At 68.0% G+C, this 19,556-nt stretch carries 15 protein-coding genes and 2 tRNA genes; 15 read left to right on the top strand and 2 right to left on the bottom strand.

Annotation, left to right across the window (positions count from 1 at the left end):
* Positions 1 to 552: 552 nt before the first annotated feature.
* From dnaA to ACFY1H_RS01740, 15 genes are all read left to right on the top strand, one after another.
* Positions 553 to 2,271 carry a chromosomal replication initiator protein DnaA gene (dnaA, locus tag ACFY1H_RS01810; protein WP_386943915.1) on the top strand — a complete coding sequence of 573 codons (1,719 nt, stop codon included), beginning with the start codon at positions 553 to 555 and terminating at the stop codon, positions 2,269 to 2,271.
* A 1,067-nt stretch (positions 2,272 to 3,338) separates the two neighbouring features.
* Positions 3,339 to 4,472, top strand: a complete 1,134-nt coding sequence (dnaN, locus tag ACFY1H_RS01805) for a DNA polymerase III subunit beta (protein WP_285971339.1) — start codon at positions 3,339 to 3,341, stop codon at positions 4,470 to 4,472.
* A gap of 47 nt (positions 4,473 to 4,519) precedes the next feature.
* A complete protein-coding gene (gnd, locus tag ACFY1H_RS01800) occupies positions 4,520 to 5,410 on the top strand; it encodes a phosphogluconate dehydrogenase (NAD(+)-dependent, decarboxylating) (protein ID WP_366589863.1) in 891 nt (296 codons plus the stop codon).
* Between the two features lie 12 nt (positions 5,411 to 5,422).
* The gene (gene recF / locus ACFY1H_RS01795; RefSeq protein ID WP_386943912.1) at positions 5,423 to 6,577 is read left to right on the top strand and encodes a DNA replication/repair protein RecF; all 1,155 of its coding nucleotides are present in this window, start codon (positions 5,423 to 5,425) and stop codon (positions 6,575 to 6,577) included.
* A gap of 208 nt (positions 6,578 to 6,785) precedes the next feature.
* Positions 6,786 to 7,319: a DciA family protein gene (locus ACFY1H_RS01790; RefSeq protein ID WP_386943910.1), complete on the top strand. Its 534-nt coding sequence runs from the start codon at positions 6,786 to 6,788 to the stop codon at positions 7,317 to 7,319.
* 197 nt (positions 7,320 to 7,516) lie between these two features.
* Complete coding sequence (gyrB, locus tag ACFY1H_RS01785; RefSeq protein WP_366589861.1) at positions 7,517 to 9,484, top strand: DNA topoisomerase (ATP-hydrolyzing) subunit B; 1,968 nt, start codon at positions 7,517 to 7,519, stop codon at positions 9,482 to 9,484.
* Positions 9,485 to 9,532: 48 nt separating this feature from the next.
* Positions 9,533 to 12,163 carry a DNA gyrase subunit A gene (gene gyrA / locus ACFY1H_RS01780; protein ID WP_366589859.1) on the top strand — a complete coding sequence of 877 codons (2,631 nt, stop codon included), beginning with the start codon at positions 9,533 to 9,535 and terminating at the stop codon, positions 12,161 to 12,163.
* Between the two features lie 35 nt (positions 12,164 to 12,198).
* On the top strand, positions 12,199 to 12,867 hold the full coding sequence (locus ACFY1H_RS01775) for a DUF3566 domain-containing protein (protein WP_386943907.1): 669 nt from the start codon (positions 12,199 to 12,201) through the stop codon (positions 12,865 to 12,867).
* A 50-nt stretch (positions 12,868 to 12,917) separates the two neighbouring features.
* Positions 12,918 to 12,991: transfer RNA gene (locus tag ACFY1H_RS01770), tRNA-Ile, on the top strand.
* A gap of 195 nt (positions 12,992 to 13,186) precedes the next feature.
* A complete protein-coding gene (locus ACFY1H_RS01765; RefSeq protein ID WP_386943905.1) occupies positions 13,187 to 14,347 on the top strand; it encodes a hypothetical protein in 1,161 nt (386 codons plus the stop codon).
* Positions 14,348 to 14,489: 142 nt separating this feature from the next.
* Entirely contained in the window at positions 14,490 to 15,074 is a 585-nt protein-coding gene (locus ACFY1H_RS01760) for a phosphotransferase (protein WP_386943904.1), read from the top strand.
* A 3-nt stretch (positions 15,075 to 15,077) separates the two neighbouring features.
* Positions 15,078 to 15,257: a hypothetical protein gene (locus tag ACFY1H_RS01755; RefSeq protein ID WP_386943902.1), complete on the top strand. Its 180-nt coding sequence runs from the start codon at positions 15,078 to 15,080 to the stop codon at positions 15,255 to 15,257.
* 283 nt (positions 15,258 to 15,540) lie between these two features.
* Positions 15,541 to 15,714 (top strand): DLW-39 family protein, encoded by a 174-nt coding sequence (locus ACFY1H_RS01750; RefSeq protein WP_386943900.1) that lies wholly within the window; start codon positions 15,541 to 15,543, stop codon positions 15,712 to 15,714.
* Between the two features lie 36 nt (positions 15,715 to 15,750).
* Positions 15,751 to 15,823 (top strand) — tRNA-Ala (locus ACFY1H_RS01745).
* An 84-nt stretch (positions 15,824 to 15,907) separates the two neighbouring features.
* Positions 15,908 to 18,007: a tyrosine-type recombinase/integrase gene (locus ACFY1H_RS01740; protein ID WP_386943898.1), complete on the top strand. Its 2,100-nt coding sequence runs from the start codon at positions 15,908 to 15,910 to the stop codon at positions 18,005 to 18,007.
* 20 nt (positions 18,008 to 18,027) lie between these two features.
* On the opposite strand, the gene ACFY1H_RS01735 is transcribed toward ACFY1H_RS01740, so the two are convergent.
* Both ACFY1H_RS01735 and ACFY1H_RS01730 read right to left on the bottom strand, forming a co-directional pair.
* Complete coding sequence (locus ACFY1H_RS01735) at positions 18,028 to 18,696, bottom strand: HAD family hydrolase (protein WP_386943896.1); 669 nt, start codon at positions 18,694 to 18,696, stop codon at positions 18,028 to 18,030.
* Positions 18,693 to 19,535 (bottom strand): GntR family transcriptional regulator, encoded by an 843-nt coding sequence (locus ACFY1H_RS01730; protein ID WP_386943894.1) that lies wholly within the window; start codon positions 19,533 to 19,535, stop codon positions 18,693 to 18,695. The genes ACFY1H_RS01735 and ACFY1H_RS01730 overlap by 4 nt, the downstream gene beginning before the upstream one ends.
* Positions 19,536 to 19,556: the final 21 nt, after the last annotated feature.

Raw genomic sequence — 19,556 nt, 5'->3', positions numbered from 1 at the left:
ACCGGCATGTCGTGCGGTCGCACGGCAGTCTCTGGTGTCTCCTACCAACGTGTGGCCTCGTCACGACGAGCGACGACATACGTGGGCACGCGAAACGCACCCGTCGCTTACGGGAGACCTTACGAGGGTACGCACCCCGGTCGGGAGCCGTGTAGGCACCCCCTCCGCCACGCTCGGCGACCGGCCCTCGACCTCGCCTTCCCCCACGCCGGGGCACCGAATGGCAACACGCCGTACACCGTGAAATGCTTGCGCCCGACGACGGCTTGTGGCAGCGGGCGAGGCTTGTTAGGTTGCCTCTTCCGGGTCGCCCGGTCTCGAGGCGAGCGGCGGTATCGCCACCGGGGTGTGGAGGCGCCCACGGCGAACGCCGAGCCCGCAGGTGGCGTGGCTGCGGGCAGCCGTACATTAGTGCACAGCTGTGGACAACTATGTGGATATTCGCTGTGCCCGCGCGCAGGTCGGTCCAAGATGACGTCCAGGGGAGTGTTTCACGGGCGTGCTTGGGGTGATTCCGCCGTTCACGCCGACGAGGGGAGGGGAGCCAGACAGGTGTCCGAGCACCAGCACAATCTGGGCGTCATCTGGGAGCAGGTGGTGCGGGAGCTGTCCGACGGCACCCTCTCGCCGCAGCAACGAGCCTGGATGCGGGTGACGAGGCCCATCGGCCTGCTCGACGGCACCGCCTTGCTGGCTGCCCCCAGCGACTTCGCGAAGGAAGCGATCGAACGCGCGCTGCGGGGCGCGATCACCGACGCCCTCTCGCGCCGGCTCGGCCGCGCCGTGTCGCTCGCCGTGAAGGTCGACAGCGCCGAGGCCATCGCGCCCGCGCCGCGATACGTGCCCTCACCCCCTCGGGTGGAAAACGGGCACCCCGACAACGGCCGCGCCGACAACGGGCACCTGGAATCCGGGCACCTCGACCCCACGCACGTCGAGAACGGCCGGCCGGACCACGGCCGGCTTGAGAACGGCCGCCTCGACAACGGGTCCGTCGCGCAGCAGCGCCCGCCGATCGACGGAGCCTCCATGGCCGCCGCGCGCGCCGCCCGGCCCGAGCCGCCGCGCCAGCGCCCGGTGCCGCAGCCGGCTCCGCTCGAGGAGTCCGACGACCCGAACGAAGAAGTGGACGAGGAAGGCGAAGCTCTCGCCGCCGTCCACGAGATCTGGCCGACGTTCTCCGGCCAGCCGATCGCCGGGCAGCCCTACACCGCGCCCGCGCAGCCGCAGACGTCGAAGACGAAGCTCAACGAGAAGTACACGTTCGACACGTTCGTGATCGGCGCTTCCAACCGGTTCGCCCACGCGGCCGCGGTGGCCGTGGCCGAGGCGCCGGCCCGCGCGTACAACCCGCTGTTCATCTGGGGTGAGTCCGGGCTCGGCAAGACGCACCTGCTGCACGCCGTGGGCCACTACGCGCAACGGCTGTTCCCCGGCATGCGCGTGCGCTACGTCTCGACCGAAGAGTTCACCAACGACTTCATCAACTCGCTGCGAGACGACCGCAAGGTCGCCTTCCAGCGGCGTTACCGCGACATCGACATCCTGCTCGTCGACGACATCCAGTTCCTGGAAGGCAAAGAAGGTACGCAGGAAGAGTTCTTCCACACCTTCAACACCCTCCACAACGCGAACAAGCAGATCGTCGTCAGCTCCGACCGCCCGCCCAAGCGCCTCGAAACGCTGGAGGACCGGCTGCGGACGCGGTTCGAGTGGGGCCTGATCACCGACATCCAGCCGCCCGAGCTCGAAACCCGCATCGCCATCCTGCGCAAGAAGGCCGCGCAGGACCGGCTGGCGGTGCCGGGTGAGGTGCTGGAGTTCATCGCCTCCCGCGTGGAGGCGAACATCCGCGAGCTCGAGGGTGCGCTGATCCGCGTGACCGCGTTCGCGTCGCTCAACCAGCAGGCCGTGGACGTCGGGCTCGCCGAGATCGTGCTGCGCGACCTGATCCCCGACTCGCACGCGCCGGAGATCACCGCGCCGACGATCATGGGCGTCACCGCGGAGTTCTTCGACGTCACGCTCGACGACCTCTGCGGGCCGGGCAAGACGAAGGCGCTCGCCACGGCGCGCCAGATCGCGATGTACCTGTGCCGCGAGCTCACCGACATGTCGCTGCCGAAGATCGGGCAGACGTTCGGCGGCCGCGACCACACGACCGTGATGCACGCGGACAAGAAGATCCGCAAGGAGATGGCCGAGCGCCGGCGCATCTACGACCAGGTGCAGGAGCTCACGTCGCGGATCAAGCAGCGGGCTCGGCAGTAGCTTCGGAGCTTCACCAGGAGGGCGTCGCCTACGGGCGGCGCCCTCCTTTTATATAGGCGGCCGCGACAGGCCCCCCGGTGACGCTCGCAGTCCGACGCTCGCAGTCCGACGCTGAGGCTCGGCACCGAGGCCGCCATCCGTCCACAGCGACATCCACACCGCACCCCACGCGCTCGCCCCATCACCCACCGCGAGCCCGATTTCTCTTACCACACAATGCCTTCCACAACGCCACGGGTCCAACGTGGACGAAGCATCCGTACACAGGCGAAGCAGCGAAGCAAGCGGCGTGTGCCGTCGCCCACGTACGTGCGCGTACGCAGCCATCCCCAAACCCATTGATACACAAGCAGTTTTCCCCACCCTGTGCGCAGTTTGTGCACAACTCCAGCGGATCCGTCAGCTGCACCGACGCCGAAACGGTCCACATCCCGCCCACACGGAATCCACAGACTTTCCACAGGGCTGTCCACGGGGATTCCACAGGTTGCCCACACGTGATCCACATCGGGAGCCCGTCACTCTCCAGGGCGATTCGGACCCGTTTCCGCACCCACAGAACCTGGGTACAACTCCCCTCACACCTGGGGACAACCATGGGGACAACCGGCCCGAGATGTGGATGGATCGCGGCCGGCCCGAAACCATCCACGGACCGCCCGAACCATCCACCGATCCACCACCAGGACTCTCCACACGCCGACGCACCCGCCGACCTGCGCGAACGAGCTCTGTCCACACAACCCACAGCCCCTATTACTGCTACTGCTCTTAGATCTTTTGAAAGAAAGAACAAAACAAAAACAGGCGATGGACGAAGTTGGGGACAAGCCGCCGAGCCTGTCTCCTTGTCGACAAAGTCAAGGGGAGGCCGAGGTGACGGGACCCCCGGCGACGGCCTAACGTGGATGCCTGCACCTGGTCCGTTCCTGTGCGCCGATCCCGGCACGCCGAAACGGGCCGGCCCGGTGGGGACTCGGTCGCGGCGTACTCGGCGCAGTACTCGTGGACCGCCAGCCACCGACCCTTCACGAGCCGAGGGGCTCGGCTGTCGAAAGGATGCGCGCATGAAGATCCGCGTCGAGCGCGACGGGCTTGCCGACGCCGTCGCCTGGGTGGCCAGGAGCCTCCCGTCCCGGCCTCCGGTGCCGGTGCTGGGCGGTGTGCTGCTCGACGCGGGTGCGGACGGCGAGTCCGACGCCCTCACGGTGTCCGGCTTCGACTACGAGGTCTCCGCCACGGTGGGCGTCCCCGCGACGATCGCCGACGGCGGCCGCCTCCTCGTCTCCGGCCGTCTCCTCGCCGACATCACGAAGGCGCTGCCCGCGCAGCCGGTGGAGATCTCCGTCGACGGCGCCCGCGCCACCATCACGTGCGGCAGCGCGCGCTTCTCCCTGCCGACCATGCCCGTCGAGGACTACCCGCAGTTGCCGTCGCAGCCCGCCTTCGCGGGTGAGCTCACCGGCGACACGTTCGGCCAGGCCGTGACCCAGGTCGTCACGGCCGCCGGCAAGGACGACACGCTCCCGATGCTCACCGGCATGCGCCTGGAGATCTCGGGCGAGACCCTCACGCTCGTCGCCACCGACCGCTTCCGCCTCGCCATGCGCGAGTTCACGTGGAAGCCGGCCGAAGGCCTGCCCGACGCCGCGGTGCTCGTCCCCGCGCGCACGCTCGCCGAGGCCGCGAAGACGCTCGGCGGCGCCGGCAGCACCGTGCGCCTCGCGCTCGCCAGCGGCGAGGGCCTCCTCGGCCTCTCGGGCAACGGCCGCTACACCACCACCCGCCTCCTCGACGCGGAGTTCCCGCCCTACCGCCAGCTGCTGCCGGCGACGCACACGTCGCGTGCCGTGATCGAGGTGTCGGCGCTCGCCGAGTCGATCAAGCGCGTGTCGCTGGTCGCCGAACGCGGCACGCAGGTGCGGCTGGAGTTCGCCGACGGATCGCTGCGGCTTTCCGCCGGCGGCGACGACGAGGGCAGCGCCGAAGAAGAGCTGCAGGTCGACTACGAAGGCGAACCGGTCACCATCGCCTTCAACCCCGGCTACCTCGTCGACGGGCTCGGCGCGCTGCACAGCGACCGCGCGGAGCTCACCTTCACCACCCCCAACCGGCCGGCGCTCATCAAGCCCGCCGACGCCGAGGGCAACGTCGTCCCCGGTTACCTCTACCTGCTGATGCCGGTCCGGCTCCCGGGCTGACCGGCGCGTCACAACCGCGGATTTTCGTTCCTACCTAAGGGGATCTCATGGTTCAGCTCGGTCTCGTGGGCCTGGGCAAGATGGGCTTCAACATGCGCGAGCGGCTGCGTGCCGCCGGGCACGAGGTCGTGGGCTACGACCGCAACCCGGCCGTCAGCGACTCCGAGTCGCTCGCCGACCTGGTGTCCAAACTGGAGGGTCCGCGCATCGTCTGGATCATGGTCCCCGCCGGAGACCCGACGCGGGCGACCGTGGTGGAGCTCAGCCAGTCGCTGTCCGAGGGCGACCTCGTGATCGACGGCGGCAACTCGAAGTTCACCGACGACAAGCTGAACGCGGACCTGCTGGCGGCCAAGGGCATCGGCTACCTCGACTGCGGTGTGTCCGGTGGTGTGTGGGGCAAGGACAACGGTTACGGCCTCATGGTCGGCGGCGCCGAGTCCGACGTCGCCCGCGCGATGCCGATCTTCGACACGCTGCGTCCGGAAGGCCCGCGGGAAGAAGGCTTCTCGCACGCCGGCTCGGTGGGCGCCGGCCACTACGCGAAGATGATCCACAACGGCATCGAGTACGGCATCATGCAGGCTTACGCCGAGGGCTTCGAACTGCTCGAGGCCGCGCACGTGGTCAAGGACGTGCCCGCCGTGATCAAGGGCTGGCAGCGCGGCACCGTCGTGCGGTCCTGGCTGCTCGACCTGCTGGTGCGCGCGCTGGAAGAGGACCCGGAGCTCGACGACCTCGAGGGTTACGTCGAAGACTCGGGCGAGGGCCGCTGGACGCTGGAGGAAGCCGTGAACAACGCGGTGCCCGCGCCGGTGCTGTCGGCCGCGCTGTTCGCCCGGTTCTCTTCGCGGCAGAAGGACTCCGCGGCGATGCGCGCCGTCGCCGCGCTGCGCAACCAGTTCGGTGGCCACGCTGTGAAGAAGGCCGGGAGCTAGCCTCCCCACCCCGTGTATCTGCGACATCTCCAGGTCACCGACTTCCGGTCCTGGCCGCAAGCCGACCTCGCCCTCGAACCGGGGCCGGTCGTGCTCGTCGGCCAGAACGGCCGGGGGAAGACGAACCTGCTCGAGGCGATCGGCTACGTCGCGACCCTGGGTTCCCACCGGGTCGCGACGGACGCCCCGCTGATCCGGCACGGGTGCGAGCGCGCGCTCGTGCGCGTCGCCGTGGTCAACGACGACCGCGAGCTCACCGTCGAGCTCGAGATCACGGCCGGCCGGGCCAACCGCGCCCGCGTGAACCGGGGCGCGGTCGGCAAGCCGCGCGACGTGCTCGGGATCCTGCGCACGGTGCTGTTCTCCCCGGAGGACCTGGCGCTCGTGCGCGGGGACCCGAGCGAGCGCCGCCGGTTCATGGACGAGCTGCTCGTGCTTCGCGCGCCCAGGTACGCGGGCGTGCGCGCGGATTACGAGAAGGTGCTGAAGCAGCGCAACGCCCTGCTCAAGACCGCGGGCAAACGCCGCACCGGCAAGGAGGACCCGTACGCGCTCTCGACGCTCGACGTCTGGGACGACCACCTGTCGGTGGCCGGCGCCCAGCTGCTGGCGGCGCGGCTGAACCTCATCGCCGACCTCGGGCCGCACGCGGCGGAGGCGTACATGGGGGTCGCGCCGGACTCGCGGCCGGCGTCGATCGCGTACAAGTCGTCGCTCGGCGAAGCGCTGCCACCGGGCTACGGCGTGGCCGGTGGCGAGCGGGCGGACGCGGAAGTGCTGCGTGAGCTCCTGCTCAAGGCGCTGGCCGACGTCCGGCGCAACGAGCTGGAGCGCGGCATCAGTCTCGTCGGCCCGCACCGCGACGAGCTGGAGCTGATCCTGGGCGAGGCGCCGGCGAAGGGTTACGCGAGCCACGGCGAGTCGTGGTCGTTCGCGCTGGCACTTCGGCTCGGCAGTTACGAGCTCCTGCGTGGCGAAGCGGGCGAACCGGTGCTGCTGCTGGATGATGTGTTCGCCGAGCTCGACCGCAAACGGCGGGCGCGGCTCGCGGAGGTCGCCGCGGGTGCCGAGCAGGTGCTCATCACGGCGGCGGTGGACGAGGACGTGCCGTCGGAGCTGGCCGGAAGCCGGTTCGTGGTGGCTGATGGCGAGGTCAACCGTGCCTGAGTTCTCGGCCCCAAGATCAAGTCGGCCACGGCGGGTGACCGCGGTCACAGAAGTTACCCACCGATCTGGGGACAAACCTGTGGACAGTGTGGATAAACCCGTGAACGGGTTATCGCCGCGCGTGACGAAACGGCCTGATGAGGGCCTTGACATCGCCCAAGCGGGGAATCACCCACGTGGGCAAGCCGGTTCCGGCACCGAGCGTGACGTGTCCGCTGGGCCGAACGGGAAGCACTCCGGGCGGGACCTGGCGCACGCCGCGTTGGAGGCCGCCAAGGCCAAGGCGAAGGAACGCGGTGCGCCGCCGAACCTGCGCCACGGCCGGATCACGGGCGGCGGGGGCCAGAACCCGCGCCGTCGTCGCTGGTCAGGGCCCGGAGCCGACGCGCGCGACCCGCAGCCGCTCGGCCGGCTCGTCTCGCGGCTGGTCTCCGACAGCGGCTGGCAGGACACGATGACCAACGCGCGCGTGTTCGGGCAGTGGGCCCGGCTCGTGGGCGAGGACGTCGCCGAACACGCCCAGCCGGTGGCGCTCAAGGACGGCGAGCTGACCGTCCGCGCGAGCTCCACGGCGTGGGCCACGCAGCTGCGGCTGCTGCAGAGCAAGCTCATCGCGAAGATCGCCGCGGGGGTCGGCAACGGCGTCGTGAAGCGCATGCGGATCCAGGGTCCGACGGCACCGAGCTGGCGGAAAGGACCGCGGGTCGTGCCGGGCCGCGGGCCGCGTGACACGTACGGCTGACTCCGGTTGCGCGGCGGCGGGTGAGTTCCCCGAGAACCGCTTGACAACCCGCGAGCTACGAGATGACTCGCCTTCGAGCGATTTCGCGGCTCTGTGACGCAGTGAGGGGTGTCCTTGCCGCATGTCAGCGCGCGCGGGCAAGTACACTGGAGGAGTAGCGAGCGTCTGCTCGGGCGAGACGAGGAGAAACAACGCCGGTGACCGAGAACAAGAGCGAGTACAACGCGTCGTCCATCACCGTGCTCGAAGGCCTCGAAGCGGTCCGCAAGCGCCCCGGTATGTACATCGGTTCCACCGGTGAGCGCGGTCTCCACCACCTGGTTCAGGAGGTGGTGGACAACTCCGTGGACGAGGCGATGGCCGGCTACGCGACCAAGGTCGAGGTTACTCTCCTCGCCGACGGTGGCGTCCGGGTCGTCGACGACGGCCGCGGCATTCCGGTGGACATGCACCCCAAGGAGCAGAAGCCGACCCTCGAGGTCGTGCTCACCATCCTGCACGCGGGCGGCAAGTTCGACAGCGACTCCTACGCGGTGTCCGGCGGCCTCCACGGCGTCGGCGTCTCGGTGGTGAACGCGCTGTCGACGAAGCTGCTCGCGGAGATCAAGGTCGGCGGCCGCAGCTGGCGCCAGGAGTACACCAACCAGATCCCCGGACCGCTGGAGGACCTCGGCCCGGCCGACGGCACCGGCACCACGATCACCTTCTGGGCCGACTCGAACATCTTCGAGACCACCACGTACAACTTCGAGACGATCTCGCGTCGGCTGCAGGAGATGGCGTTCCTCAACAAGGGCCTCACCCTGTCGCTGCGCGACGAGCGCGTGGCCGACGAGGAGACCGAGGAAGACGCGGAGGGCAAGCAGGCCCGCGTCAAGGAGAAGGTCTACTGCTACCCCGGCGGGCTCGAGGACTTCGTCAAGCACATCAACGGCAGCAAGGACCCGATCCACGAGAGCGTGATCTCGTTCGACGCGAAGGGCCCCGGCCTCGAGGTCGAGGTCGCGATGCAGTGGAACAACGGGTTCACGCCGTCGGTGTACACGTTCGCCAACACGATCAACACGCACGAGGGCGGCACCCACGAAGAGGGTTTCCGCGCGGCGCTCACGCGCGTGGTCAACGCGTACGCGCGCGACAAGAAGCTGCTCAAGGAGAAGGACGCCAACCTCACGGGTGACGACGTGCGCGAGGGTCTCGCCGCGATCGTGTCCATCAAGCTCTCCGAGCCGCAGTTCGAGGGCCAGACGAAGACGAAGCTGGGCAACAGCGAGGCCAAGACGTTCGTGCAGCAGCAGTCGAACGAGTGGCTGGCCGACTGGTTCGAGCGCAACCCCACCGAGGCGAAGACGATCATCAACAAGTCGATCTCCTCGGCGCAGGCGCGCATGGCCGCCCGCAAGGCGCGGGACCTGGTGCGCCGCAAGGGCGCGCTGGAGATCGGCGGCCTGCCGGGCAAGCTCAAGGACTGCCGTTCCAACGACCCCGGCGAGTGCGAGCTCTACATCGTGGAGGGCGACTCGGCCGGCGGCTCGGCCAAGGAAGGCCGCGACTCGATGTACCAAGCGATCTTGCCCATCCGGGGCAAGATCATCAATGTGGAGAAGGCGCGCATCGACCGCGTCCTCAAGAACACCGAGGTCCAGTCGCTGATCACGGCGCTGGGCACCGGCATCCACGACGACTTCGACCTCTCGAAGCTGCGCTACCACAAGATCGTGCTGATGGCCGACGCCGACGTCGACGGCCAGCACATCACCACGCTGCTGCTCACCCTGCTGTTCCGCTTCATGAGCCCGCTGATCGAACACGGCCACGTGTTCCTTTCGCGGCCGCCGCTGTACAAGATCAAGTGGCCGCGCCAGGACCCGGAGTACGCGTACTCCGACAAGGAGCGCGACGCCGTGATCCAGGCGGGTGTCGAGGCCGGCCGCCGGCTGCCGAAGGACGACGCGATCCAGCGCTACAAGGGTCTCGGCGAGATGAACGCCGAGGAGCTGTGGGAGACCACGATGGACCCGGCCAACCGCCTGCTGGGCCAGGTCACCCTCGACGACGCCGCGCAGGCCGACGACCTGTTCTCCGTCCTCATGGGCGAGGACGTGGAGGCCCGGCGCTCGTTCATCACGCGCAACGCCAAGGACGTGCGCTTCCTGGACGTGTAGCCGTCCGCTGCCCCCTGACTGCCCAGACCTTTCCCCGAGAAGGAACCCATGACGGAAACCTTGCCGCCGGAGCACGACCGCATCGAGCCGGTCGACATCCAGCAGGAGATGCAGCGTTCCTACATCGACTACGCCATGAGCGTGATCGTGGCGCGGGCGCTGCCGGATGTGCGCGACGGTCTCAAGCCGGTGCACCGGCGCGTGCTCTACTCGATGTTCGACTCCGGTTTCCGGCCGGACCGCGGGTACAACAAGTGCTCCCGCGTCGTCGGCGACGTCATGGGCAACTACCACCCGCACGGTGACTCGGCGATCTACGACGCTCTCGTGCGCCTGGCCCAGCCGTGGTCGATGCGCTACCCGCTCATCGACGGGCAGGGCAACTTCGGTTCGCCGGGCAACGACCCCGCCGCCGCCATGCGGTACACGGAGTCGCGCCTCGCGCCGCTGGCGATGCAGATGCTGGCGGACATCGAAGAGGACACCGTCGACTTCCGCGACAACTACGACGGCCGCACGCAAGAGCCCAACGTGCTGCCGGCGCGGTTCCCGAACCTGCTGGTCAACGGCAGTTCCGGCATCGCGGTCGGCATGGCGACCAACATCCCGCCGCACAACCTGCGGGAAGTCGCCGACGGCGTCGTGTGGGCGCTGGAGAACTACGAGGCGTCCGACGACGAGCTGCTTGCGGCGCTGCTCACGCGCATCAAGGGTCCGGACTTCCCGACCAAGGCGATGATCCTCGGCACCTCCGGGATCGAGGACGCGTACCGCACCGGCCGCGGGTCCGTGCGCATGCGTGCGGTCGTCGAGGTGGAGGAGGACGCGAAGGGGCGCACCACGCTCGTCGTGTCCGAGCTGCCGTACCAGGTGAACCCGGACAACCTCGTCGAGAACATCGCGCACCTCGTGCGCGACGGCAAGCTCACGGGCATCGCCGACATCGCCGACGAGTCCAACAGCCGCTCCGGCATGCGGATCGTGATCACGCTCAAGCGCGACGCCGTGGCGAAGGTGGTGCTGAACAACCTGTTCAAGCACACCCAGCTGCAGCAGAACTTCGGCGTGAACATGCTGGCGATCGTGGACGACGTGCCGCGCACGCTGCGGCTCGACCAGATGATCCGGCACTACGTGAAGCACCAGGTCGAGGTCATCGTCCGGCGGACCAAGTTCCGCCTGCAGAAGGCCGAGGAGCGCGCGCACATCTTGCGCGGTCTGGTCAAGGCCCTGGACATGCTGGACGAGGTCATCGCCCTGATCCGGCGCTCGCCGTCGGCCGACGAGGCGCGGCCGGGCCTGATGGAGCTCCTCGACATCGACGAGATCCAGGCCACGGCGATCCTCGACATGCAGCTGCGCCGGCTGGCCGCCCTCGAGCGTCAGCGCATCATCGACACCCTGGCCGAGATCGAGCTGGAGATCGCGGACCTCAAGGACATCCTCGAGAAGCCGGAGCGCCAGCGCGCGATCATCCGCGACGAGCTCATGGAGATCGTCGACAAGTACGGCGACGACCGGCGCACGAAGATCATCCCGTTCGACGGCGAGGTGTCGGTCGAGGACCTGATCGCGGTCGAGGACGTGGTGGTCACCATCACGCGCACCGGCTACGCGAAGCGCACGAAGACCGACCTGTACCGCTCGCAGAAGCGCGGCGGTAAGGGCGTGCAGGGCGCCACGCTGAAGCAGGACGACATCGTGCAGCACTTCTTCGTGTGCTCCACGCACGACTGGATCCTGTTCTTCACGAACAAGGGCCGCGTCTACCGCACGAAGGCGTACGACCTGCCCGAGGCCAACCGCAATGCGCGCGGCCAGCACGTGGCCAACCTGATGGCGTTCCAGCCGGACGAGCAGATCGCCCAGGTCATCGAGATCCCGAACTACGAGGTGGCGCCGTACCTGGTGCTGGCCACGCAGAAGGGGCTCGTGAAGAAGACCAAGCTCACCGACTTCGACTCCAACCGCGCGGGCGGCCTCATCGCCGTCAACCTGCGGGAAGGCGACGAGCTGGTGGGCGCCGTGCTGGCGGCGGCGGAGGACGACCTGCTGCTCGTGTCGGCCGGCGGCCAGTCAATCCGCTTCCACGCGACCGACGAGGCGCTGCGCCCGATGGGCCGCGCGACGTCCGGCGTGCTCGGCATGCGGTTCAACGACGGCGACGAGCTGCTCGGCATCAGCGTGGTCAAGCCCGACAAGTTCCTGCTGGTCGCGACCGACGGCGCGTACGCCAAGCGCACGCCGATCGAGGACTACCCGGTGCAGGGCCGCGGCGGCAAGGGTGTGCTGACCATCCAGCACGACACCAAACGTGGGAGGCTGGTGGGTGCACTCATCGTCGACGAGGACGACGAGCTGTTCGCCATCACCTCGAGCGGTGGGGTCATCCGCACGCCGGCGCGCGACGTGCGCAAGGCCGGTCGCCAGACCAAGGGCGTGCGGCTGATGAATCTGGCGGAAGGTACGACTCTTCTCGCGGTCGCACGCAACGCGGACGAGGGGTCGGACGTCGCCAATGGTGGCGAGGACTCCGCGGATGCTTCCGAGGTTTCGGAAGGTTCGGAGGCTTCTGAAGCTTCGGTGGACGAGGCTGTGGAGACCCCCGCCGCCGACGGCGAGGCGACCAGCGCGCCCGAGGAGAGCACGGAAGAAGACGGCACGGCGCCGGAGCAGTGAGCGGCGCCCCACGCACGGGTAAGGACTGACTCTTCGTGACACCATCCGAGAAGGCAGACGGCACGTCGTCGAGCCCACCCTGGCAGCGCACCGCCAAGGACGGCGGCGGCGATTCGGAGGCCACGGTCTCGACCGGAATCGCCACCGACGATGTGGTCTACTCGGATCATGAGCAGGACGGACCGCGCGTGAGCGAGAGCGACTACCCCGCGGTGAGCGGCACGGCCGCGCCCCGGCTCTTCGGAGCCGAGGGCGCGCCGCCCGCCCCGGCCGCCGACGTGCCCCCGGCCGGCCGCACCCGCCCCACCCCGAGCGCCCTGCGCCGCCCGGGCCGCGGCCCGCGTCGCGCGTCGCTGCAGATCAAGCGCTTCGACCCCTGGTCGGTGCTGAAGCTGTCGCTCGTCCTGGGCGTCGCGATGTTCTTCGTGTGGCTGGTCGCCGTCGGCGTGCTCTACACGGTCCTCGACGGCATGGGCGTCTGGGACAAACTGAACGGCACCTACTCCTCCCTGGTCGGCGGCGAGGGCGCCAACGCCTCCACCGAACCCCTCATCAGCGCCGGCCGCGTTTTCGGCATCGCCGCCATCCTGGGCGCGATCAACATCGTGCTGGTCTCCGCCCTGGCCACGGTGAGCGCCTTCATCTACAACGTCTCCGCCGACCTCGCGGGCGGCCTCGAAGTCACCCTGTCGGAAAGGGAGTAACCCGGTTGCAGGGCCCCTCCGGGGGTCCTGTAAAGTTCTCCTCGTTCGACGGGCCCATAGCTCAGGCGGTTAGAGCGCTTCGCTGATAACGAAGAGGTCCCAGGTTCAAGTCCTGGTGGGCCCACCCATTTCGCCCGGTCATACTCGCGGAAAGCGCTCGTATGACTGGGTGTTTTTTTGTTTCTGGGGGGCGACCCCCCAGACCCCCACGGTGCGGAATGTGACTGACCCAGCGTTGGTGCGTTTTGGTGATGCTGTGGTGAGTGATCCTGCGTTGGTGAGTTGGCGTTGGTGAGCTGGTGTGGGGGAGACGGCGCGGATGAGCGGCTGGTCGGCGATCGAGGGCACGCACAGTTTCGTTGTCGGCGATCGCGCCGGTGCTGACGGATTGGCCAGAGCCTTGGCGGCCCACGGGTTCGCGCGGGTGGTCGCGCGGCCCGTGGGCCACGCCGGGTGGGCTGTCGATGCGTTGGACGAAGGGCCCTACCCGGTCAGCCCGTTGGGGTTCCGCACCTTTGACGCGGTCGGACGTGCCGCGGCGCTCGTCGCGCGCGACTTCGGCGGATACAGCCAGGGCGGCGGGCAGTGTGAGCCGGACATGCTGCACCTGTTCGCGGATGGGCCGATCGTCCACACCAACCCTGGCGCGCGTCCGCCAATCCCCGATGTGGTCATCACGCCGGCGCCCCCGGTCCATGCCCTGGATCTAGGCCCGCACAGCGCCGCCGCCGGCGCCGGCACGCTGGTCGGGCTCGACGTCATCGAGTGGTCAGCGCTCAACCATGCCCACGGGTCCGCGGAGAACATTCCGGCCCTCATTCGCGCCCTCGCTCTGAACACCAGCACTTGGGACGCGACCCTCGGCGAGCTCTTCGGTGACGACCTCCTCCACCAAGGCGACTGTTACTCCGCGACTGCCCCGGCGCTTCCGTTCGTCGCCCAACTCGCGATATCGGATGCCTTGCCGCCGGCACGCCGCCTGGACCTCCACGTGTGGCTTCTCAGCGCAGCCGACTGCTGGGCGGCCAGTCTCCTCGCTGACGCCGACCGGGCCGCCGCACAGAGGCGTTTCCCGACCGCGGCACCGTGGACCCAGGAGGTCCACCTCGCAGTCGGCGACCAAGTGCGGGCACTGCTGGGTCGCTGGCCGGCCGAGCCCCCTGCAATCCAATTCGCTCTGGCCTGCCTTGCGGCGCTCTACCCACAGCACAGCCGGCACCTGACGCACCAAACGGCTGCCCTCGCAGCTACCTACGCGGGCACTCAACCCGGCGTCTACCTCGAACTCGCGGCAGCTCTCCACCGCACTGACGATCACCAATCCCTGACCCTCGCCCACCAGATCGCCACCTGGGAAGACGACCTCGACCAAGACTGGCTCCACGCCCCCAACACCACCGCCGCCCTCCGCGCCGCCCACGCCCTGGCCACCGGCGCCCTGTACCCCTCAGCCACACCACAACTCCCTGACATCCCTTGAGAACCGCGTCGACCGGACGTGCCGCCGGTGCTGGATCTGTCCGGTGTGGACTGTTTCGCCGGCGCAGTTGGTGAAATGCGGTCGGTCGGTTCGCCGAATGGTTGGCACAGCACGATTCCTGCAACGTCGACACACTGAGTTCGTGTGGCTGGGCGAAGGATGGGACAGCGTCGCGACGCTTGTCGACGGGCGGTGGGTCGAGCGGCGGCCGCGGCGGGCCGAGGTGCGTGAGCTGCTGCTGCGTGAGACGCGGGTGATGCCGTGGCTCTCGCAGCAGCTGCCGGTGTGGGTGCCGGTACCGGTCGTGTGGCGGGAGGAGCCGCTGGTGGTGCGGCACGAACTTGTGTCCGGCGGGCAGGCCGACGTGCTCACGGCGGGCCACGGCCGGGTGATCGGGGAGTTCCTGCGGGTGCTGCACGCGGTGGACGTCGGCGAGGCGGCCGCGCGGGGTGTGGTGGCCACGGATCGGGCCGAAGTGCTGGCGGAGTTCGCCGACGTCGTCGTGCCGTTGGTCGGAGGTGCGGCCTTGCTCGACGAGATCAGGGCGTTCCCCGTCGATGCGGTGGTGCACGCGGACCTCGGACCCGAGCACGTGCTGGTCGACGAAGGCCAGGTCAGCGGCGTGATCGACTGGTCGGACCTGTGCGTGGACGACCGGGCGCGGGACTTGGCGTGGGCGCTGTTCGGGGCGTCGCCGGCGTTCGCGTTGGGGGTGGCCGAGGCCTAGGGCGTGACCGAGGAGCTGCATCGGCGCGCGTGGGCGTGGCACCGGCTGGGGCCGTGGTTCGAGGTGACCCATGGCGTCGCGACGGGGCAGCCGGACCTGGTGGAGTCGGGTCTGGCTGGTGTGCGCGCGAGGCTCGCCGGACGCAAGTCAGCCCTGCCGGGAAGAGAAGGCCGGCAGGGCTGACATGTCTGCGATCGGCGCGCGTACGGTCGCCTCTCGGCGAAAGGCACGACGCGGCTCCAGCCGAACGGTATTCCGCGAAGGCAAAGGTGTGAGCCCGGGGGACACGTTGGGCGCACCGACCAGTTTGTTCAACGGCGCACCCACCGGAGGTATTCCGTTCGGCCTGTGACGCGGGTCGCCGGTGGTTCCACGTGGAACCAAGCCCTGGAACCGCCGGATCCGGCGCTCAGCGCGTGCAGTAGCATCGTGGAGTACGGAAGCAAGCTGGAAAAGGGGGCTTCGGATGAAGAAGCTGTTGGCACTCGCAGTCGTCGCGGGCGGCGTTCTGTTCGTCGTGAAGCGCAACAAGGCTGCCAAGGCCGAGGCGGACCTCTGGCGCCAGGCGACCGCCCCCACGGGCCCGGTCTCCGCGAACGGCAGCACCCCGGCCAAGGCCGCGGACGCTTCCCACAACTGACTTCACCGCGCGGGTGACCCACGGGCACCCGCGCCCGGGGCTGTAGCTCAATTGGTAGAGCACCGCCTTTGCAAGGCGGGGGTCAGGGGTTCGATTCCCCTCAGCTCCACTCTTCTGACCAGGACTTTCTCTGCAGTACCTGCCCCCATAGTTGATCAATGGGAGCTATGGTGGGTGCAGGTACGATCAACTCATGGTCAACAAGGCGACCGATGGTGCGCGACAACGCGGCCAGATCGAGCGTCGCGGCAACTCGCTTCGCGTGAGGGTCTACGCCGGCGTCGACCCTGTGACCGGCAAGCGCCTCTACCTTGAGGAGTCGACGACCGACGAGCGCGAGGCCGAAAAGATCAGGACCCGGTTCCTCGCTGAGGTCAACGAAGAGCGCCACGCTCGTAGCAACGGCCTCTTCCGCGTCGCGATGCAGGACTGGCTCCGCCTCGCCGACCTCGTCGACGACACCCGCGACACCTACGAGGGCTACGCCCGCAACTACCTCTACCCCGTGTTCGGAGACGTTCCCCTCTCCAAGATCCGAGTTCGGATGCTCGAGGAGTTCTACGCCGACATCCAACGCTGCCGCACGCGCTGCGATGGGAAACCGCGAATCGAGCACCGGGTGGACGGCCCGCATGAGTGTCGAATAGTGCAGCACAAACGTCGTCCGGGCCGACCTCCAGCGGCCGGCTACCCGCCGCACGACTGCGACGACGCAGGTTGCGTTGTGACGCGATGCGAACAGCACGTATGTAAGCCGCTGGCGAAGGCGACCGTGCTCAAGCTGCACTTCATGATCCACGGCACGTTCGCGGCAGCGATCCGGTGGGAGTGGGTGAAGAGCAACCCGGCCGAGCACGCGCGGAAGCCGCGAGCGCCCAAGCCCGACCCAAAGCCTCCGACGTCAGAGCAGGCTGCGAGGATCATTCAGGCCGCGTGGGAGAAGGACGACGCGTACGGCTCGCTCGTTTGGCTGGTCATGGTCACGGGCATGCGCCGCGGCGAGCTTGCCCGGGTTCGTTGGCGCGACGTCGACTTCGAGAAGGCGCTCTTGGCCGTGCACGAGACCAAGACCGACCAGCCCCGACGAATTGCACTCGACGCCGCGACGGTTGACGTCCTCCGAGACCTTCGTCTGCACTACGAAAGCCGGATGCGCACCCTCGATGTTGCACCGACGGAAGATGCGTACCTGTTCTCGCCGTCGCCGACGTTCGACCGACCATACAATCGATCATGGCTCAGTCGCCGCTATTCGCGGATGTGTTCGTCGCTCGGGATCGACAGTCATCTGCATGCCCTGCGGCACTACTCCGCGACCGAGCTTATTTTGGCTGGAGTCGACATCCGTACAGTGGCCGGCCGTCTCGGCCACGCCGACGGCGGTAACACCACCCTGCGGGTGTACGCCGCTTGGGTTGCCGAAGCCGACAAGCGAGCGGCCGAGGTTATCGGAGGTCGAATGAAGCGCCCGGGCCGAACTCAGGTCGGTCCGGAAGTCCTGCCAGGTGGCGAGCGTGTAGCGGTGCCGCGCGAAGTCACACGCGCCGTGTGTTCTCGCTGGCCAACTCGCGGGGAGCTGTGGTCTTCTTCGGCGGAACGAGAGTTCGCTGAACTGTGCCGCAGCTACGAAGCTCAACCACAGAAGGTCTTGGCCGCGCGCTACGGGCTTGTTGTGTCGGTCGAAACCCCCAACGGACCACTGATCATGAAGTCGACGCCTGATCCTGCCGGTGCCCTCCAGGCTCGCGCAGCGCAACGGCTCGCAATGCTCGGTGTGGCGCCGGCTGTTCACCAAGTCGTTGAGTCCGCAGTCAGCACGTGGACGGTCATGGACCAGGTGCAGCCAGGGACGAGAGACATTCAGTCTGCGTCGGTCGACGAGCTCGCCGACGTCGTTCGACCACTTGCTGGGGCCCTGCATTCTCGGGAGTTCCCACCAATCTCCATCTGGCTGCGCGAGCGTCTCCTCGGTGGTGACGCGCTCGACCTACCGCCGGATGTCGAGGCGGCGAGCGACAAAGAACGCGAGCACGCCCTATCAATCCTCGATCAGCTCGTCGTCGACGAGTCGCGTTCCTTGTGTCACGGAGACCTTTCGTCCGGGAACGTACTTCGTGGTGAAGAGGGGTTGCTGTTGATTGACCCTCGTGCAGTTGCTGGAGACCGCGAGTACGACGCCGCTGTTCTTGCCCTCAAGGCAGGCCGTCCGGTCGGCGAGCTGGCGCGCCGACTTCAGGTCGACGTTTCTCGCGCCGAGGCGTGGGGAGTGGTCGCTGTCGCGGCTCGTGTCTGAATAAGACAGCGGTGCACGGTCTACAGAGGCATCCGAACGACCAACAAATCGCTCATGGCGTCGATGATCGCGTCAGCTCTCAGGTGCTCGAACTGTTCGCGCTTGCCGGCCTTGTTCGCGTAGCCGACGGCGACGGCTCCTGCAGCCTGAGCAGCTTCGATGTCAGTAGCGGAATCGCCAATCATGAGGCAATCAGCCACATCGCAGCCCAGCGTAGCCGCTGCGCGGCAGAGCAAATGCGGATGAGGCTTCAGCAAGCTGGGGTCCGGATCGACCCTCGAAGACACGGCGGTCACCAGGGATCCAAGACCGTGCAGCTCCAGGTAAGCACGCACTGCGGCGTCGGAGTTGTTGCTCACGATAACCACCGACCGGCCGGACTCGCTGAAACGTCGGAGTACTGCATCCGCATCGAGAGTAGGCGCGGCTCGAAGTACCGCCGTCTTCTCAAGCTGGGCCAGTTCCGCCTCTGCGCGAACGAGCCTCGTCGGTTCGTGACGGGCGACGTAACTGAGAATGTCGAATGGTTCCTGCGTCTCTGGCGCAGCATCGAGCCTGAGACGAGTCCGTAGCTCATGAGCGACGGCGGCCGGGGTGAAGGTGCTGAAGACCGAACAAACGGGTCCGTCAAAGTCGAGCAGAACGCTCGACGTTCGGTCCAGCGCAGCAGCGAGCTGATCGGCGGTCATGGCAGGTAGTCCCGGCCCACGGTGGTCCAAAGGGACTCGAACCACATCCGTGACTGCCGAGTGAACTGCGACGCGAGGCTGTCCTCGTCACTGTCCGCTGAGTAGTGGAACAAGATCGCATCCTTGCCCATCAGGTCCCAGATCGCCGTCCGCTCACCGTCGAGCGTTACCTGGTGCTCCTGAACGGGGTAGTACCCGAAAAACGTCTCGTTGTAATTGATCACGTACAGCTTGAACAGCGGCACGGCTGGATTGACTCGCACCTGCGCCTTAGCGTCCGGGACGAGGCCCAGGTCGGCGAGCTCGTTCACCGCGTCCACGATCGCGAGCGTGTGGCGCTCCATGATCCGGGTGGCCCGCGCCCTGAAAGCGGGACTGTCGGCAAGGTCTTCGACCTGGGCCGGTAGAGACCAGGGCTGGCGCGGATCCGGCACTAGCAGCCGAATCGATAGCGAGTCGGGCCGGAGGCGACCGTCACGGATCTTGTCCAGCGGCTCAGTGATGGCGCCGTGCAGTGTCTCACCGGAGAAGCCTGCGAAATCGACAGACACCTGGGGCTGCTCGAAGGCACGCTCAAGGTGAGACCGCAGATCCACCGCCCGCTGCGTGCGCTCCCGGACGTAAACACCGCTGCCCTGCCGAGACACGACTAGACCTTCGTCTCGCAGCACCCGAATGGCCGTTTGCACTGTCATCCGCGCAACCCCGAACTGCTGAGACAGCTCCGGGCCTGACGGCAGCTTCTCGCCCGGCTTGAACGTCCTCGTCAGGATCGCCGCACGAAGCGCGTTCGCGACCTGCTGATACGGCGGCCGAGGGTCGTCCGGATCGAGTTGCATAAGGGACAGAGTACTGCCTCT

The sequence above is a fragment of the Amycolatopsis sp. NPDC001319 genome (assembly GCF_042896185.1).
In the GTDB taxonomy this organism is placed as follows: Bacteria; Actinomycetota; Actinomycetes; order Mycobacteriales; family Pseudonocardiaceae; genus Amycolatopsis.
The sequence above is the reverse complement of the archived record's forward strand: the minus strand, read 5'-3'. Positions and strand labels throughout refer to the sequence as shown.

Bases quoted from the DNA above. Each gene is read 5' to 3' on its own strand.
- ACFY1H_RS01765 (WP_386943905.1), top strand. From the start codon at position 13,187: ATGAGCGGCTGGTCGGCGATCGAGGGCACGCACAGTTTCGTTGTCGGC.
- dnaN (WP_285971339.1), top strand. From the start codon at position 3,339: ATGAAGATCCGCGTCGAGCGCGACGGGCTTGCCGACGCCGTCGCCTGG.
- gyrA (WP_366589859.1), top strand. From the start codon at position 9,533: ATGACGGAAACCTTGCCGCCGGAGCACGACCGCATCGAGCCGGTCGAC.
- ACFY1H_RS01740 (WP_386943898.1), top strand. From the start codon at position 15,908: ATGGTCAACAAGGCGACCGATGGTGCGCGACAACGCGGCCAGATCGAG.
- ACFY1H_RS01735 (WP_386943896.1), bottom strand. From the start codon at position 18,696: ATGACCGCCGATCAGCTCGCTGCTGCGCTGGACCGAACGTCGAGCGTT.
- ACFY1H_RS01730 (WP_386943894.1), bottom strand. From the start codon at position 19,535: ATGCAACTCGATCCGGACGACCCTCGGCCGCCGTATCAGCAGGTCGCG.
- gnd (WP_366589863.1), top strand. From the start codon at position 4,520: ATGGTTCAGCTCGGTCTCGTGGGCCTGGGCAAGATGGGCTTCAACATG.
- ACFY1H_RS01750 (WP_386943900.1), top strand. From the start codon at position 15,541: ATGAAGAAGCTGTTGGCACTCGCAGTCGTCGCGGGCGGCGTTCTGTTC.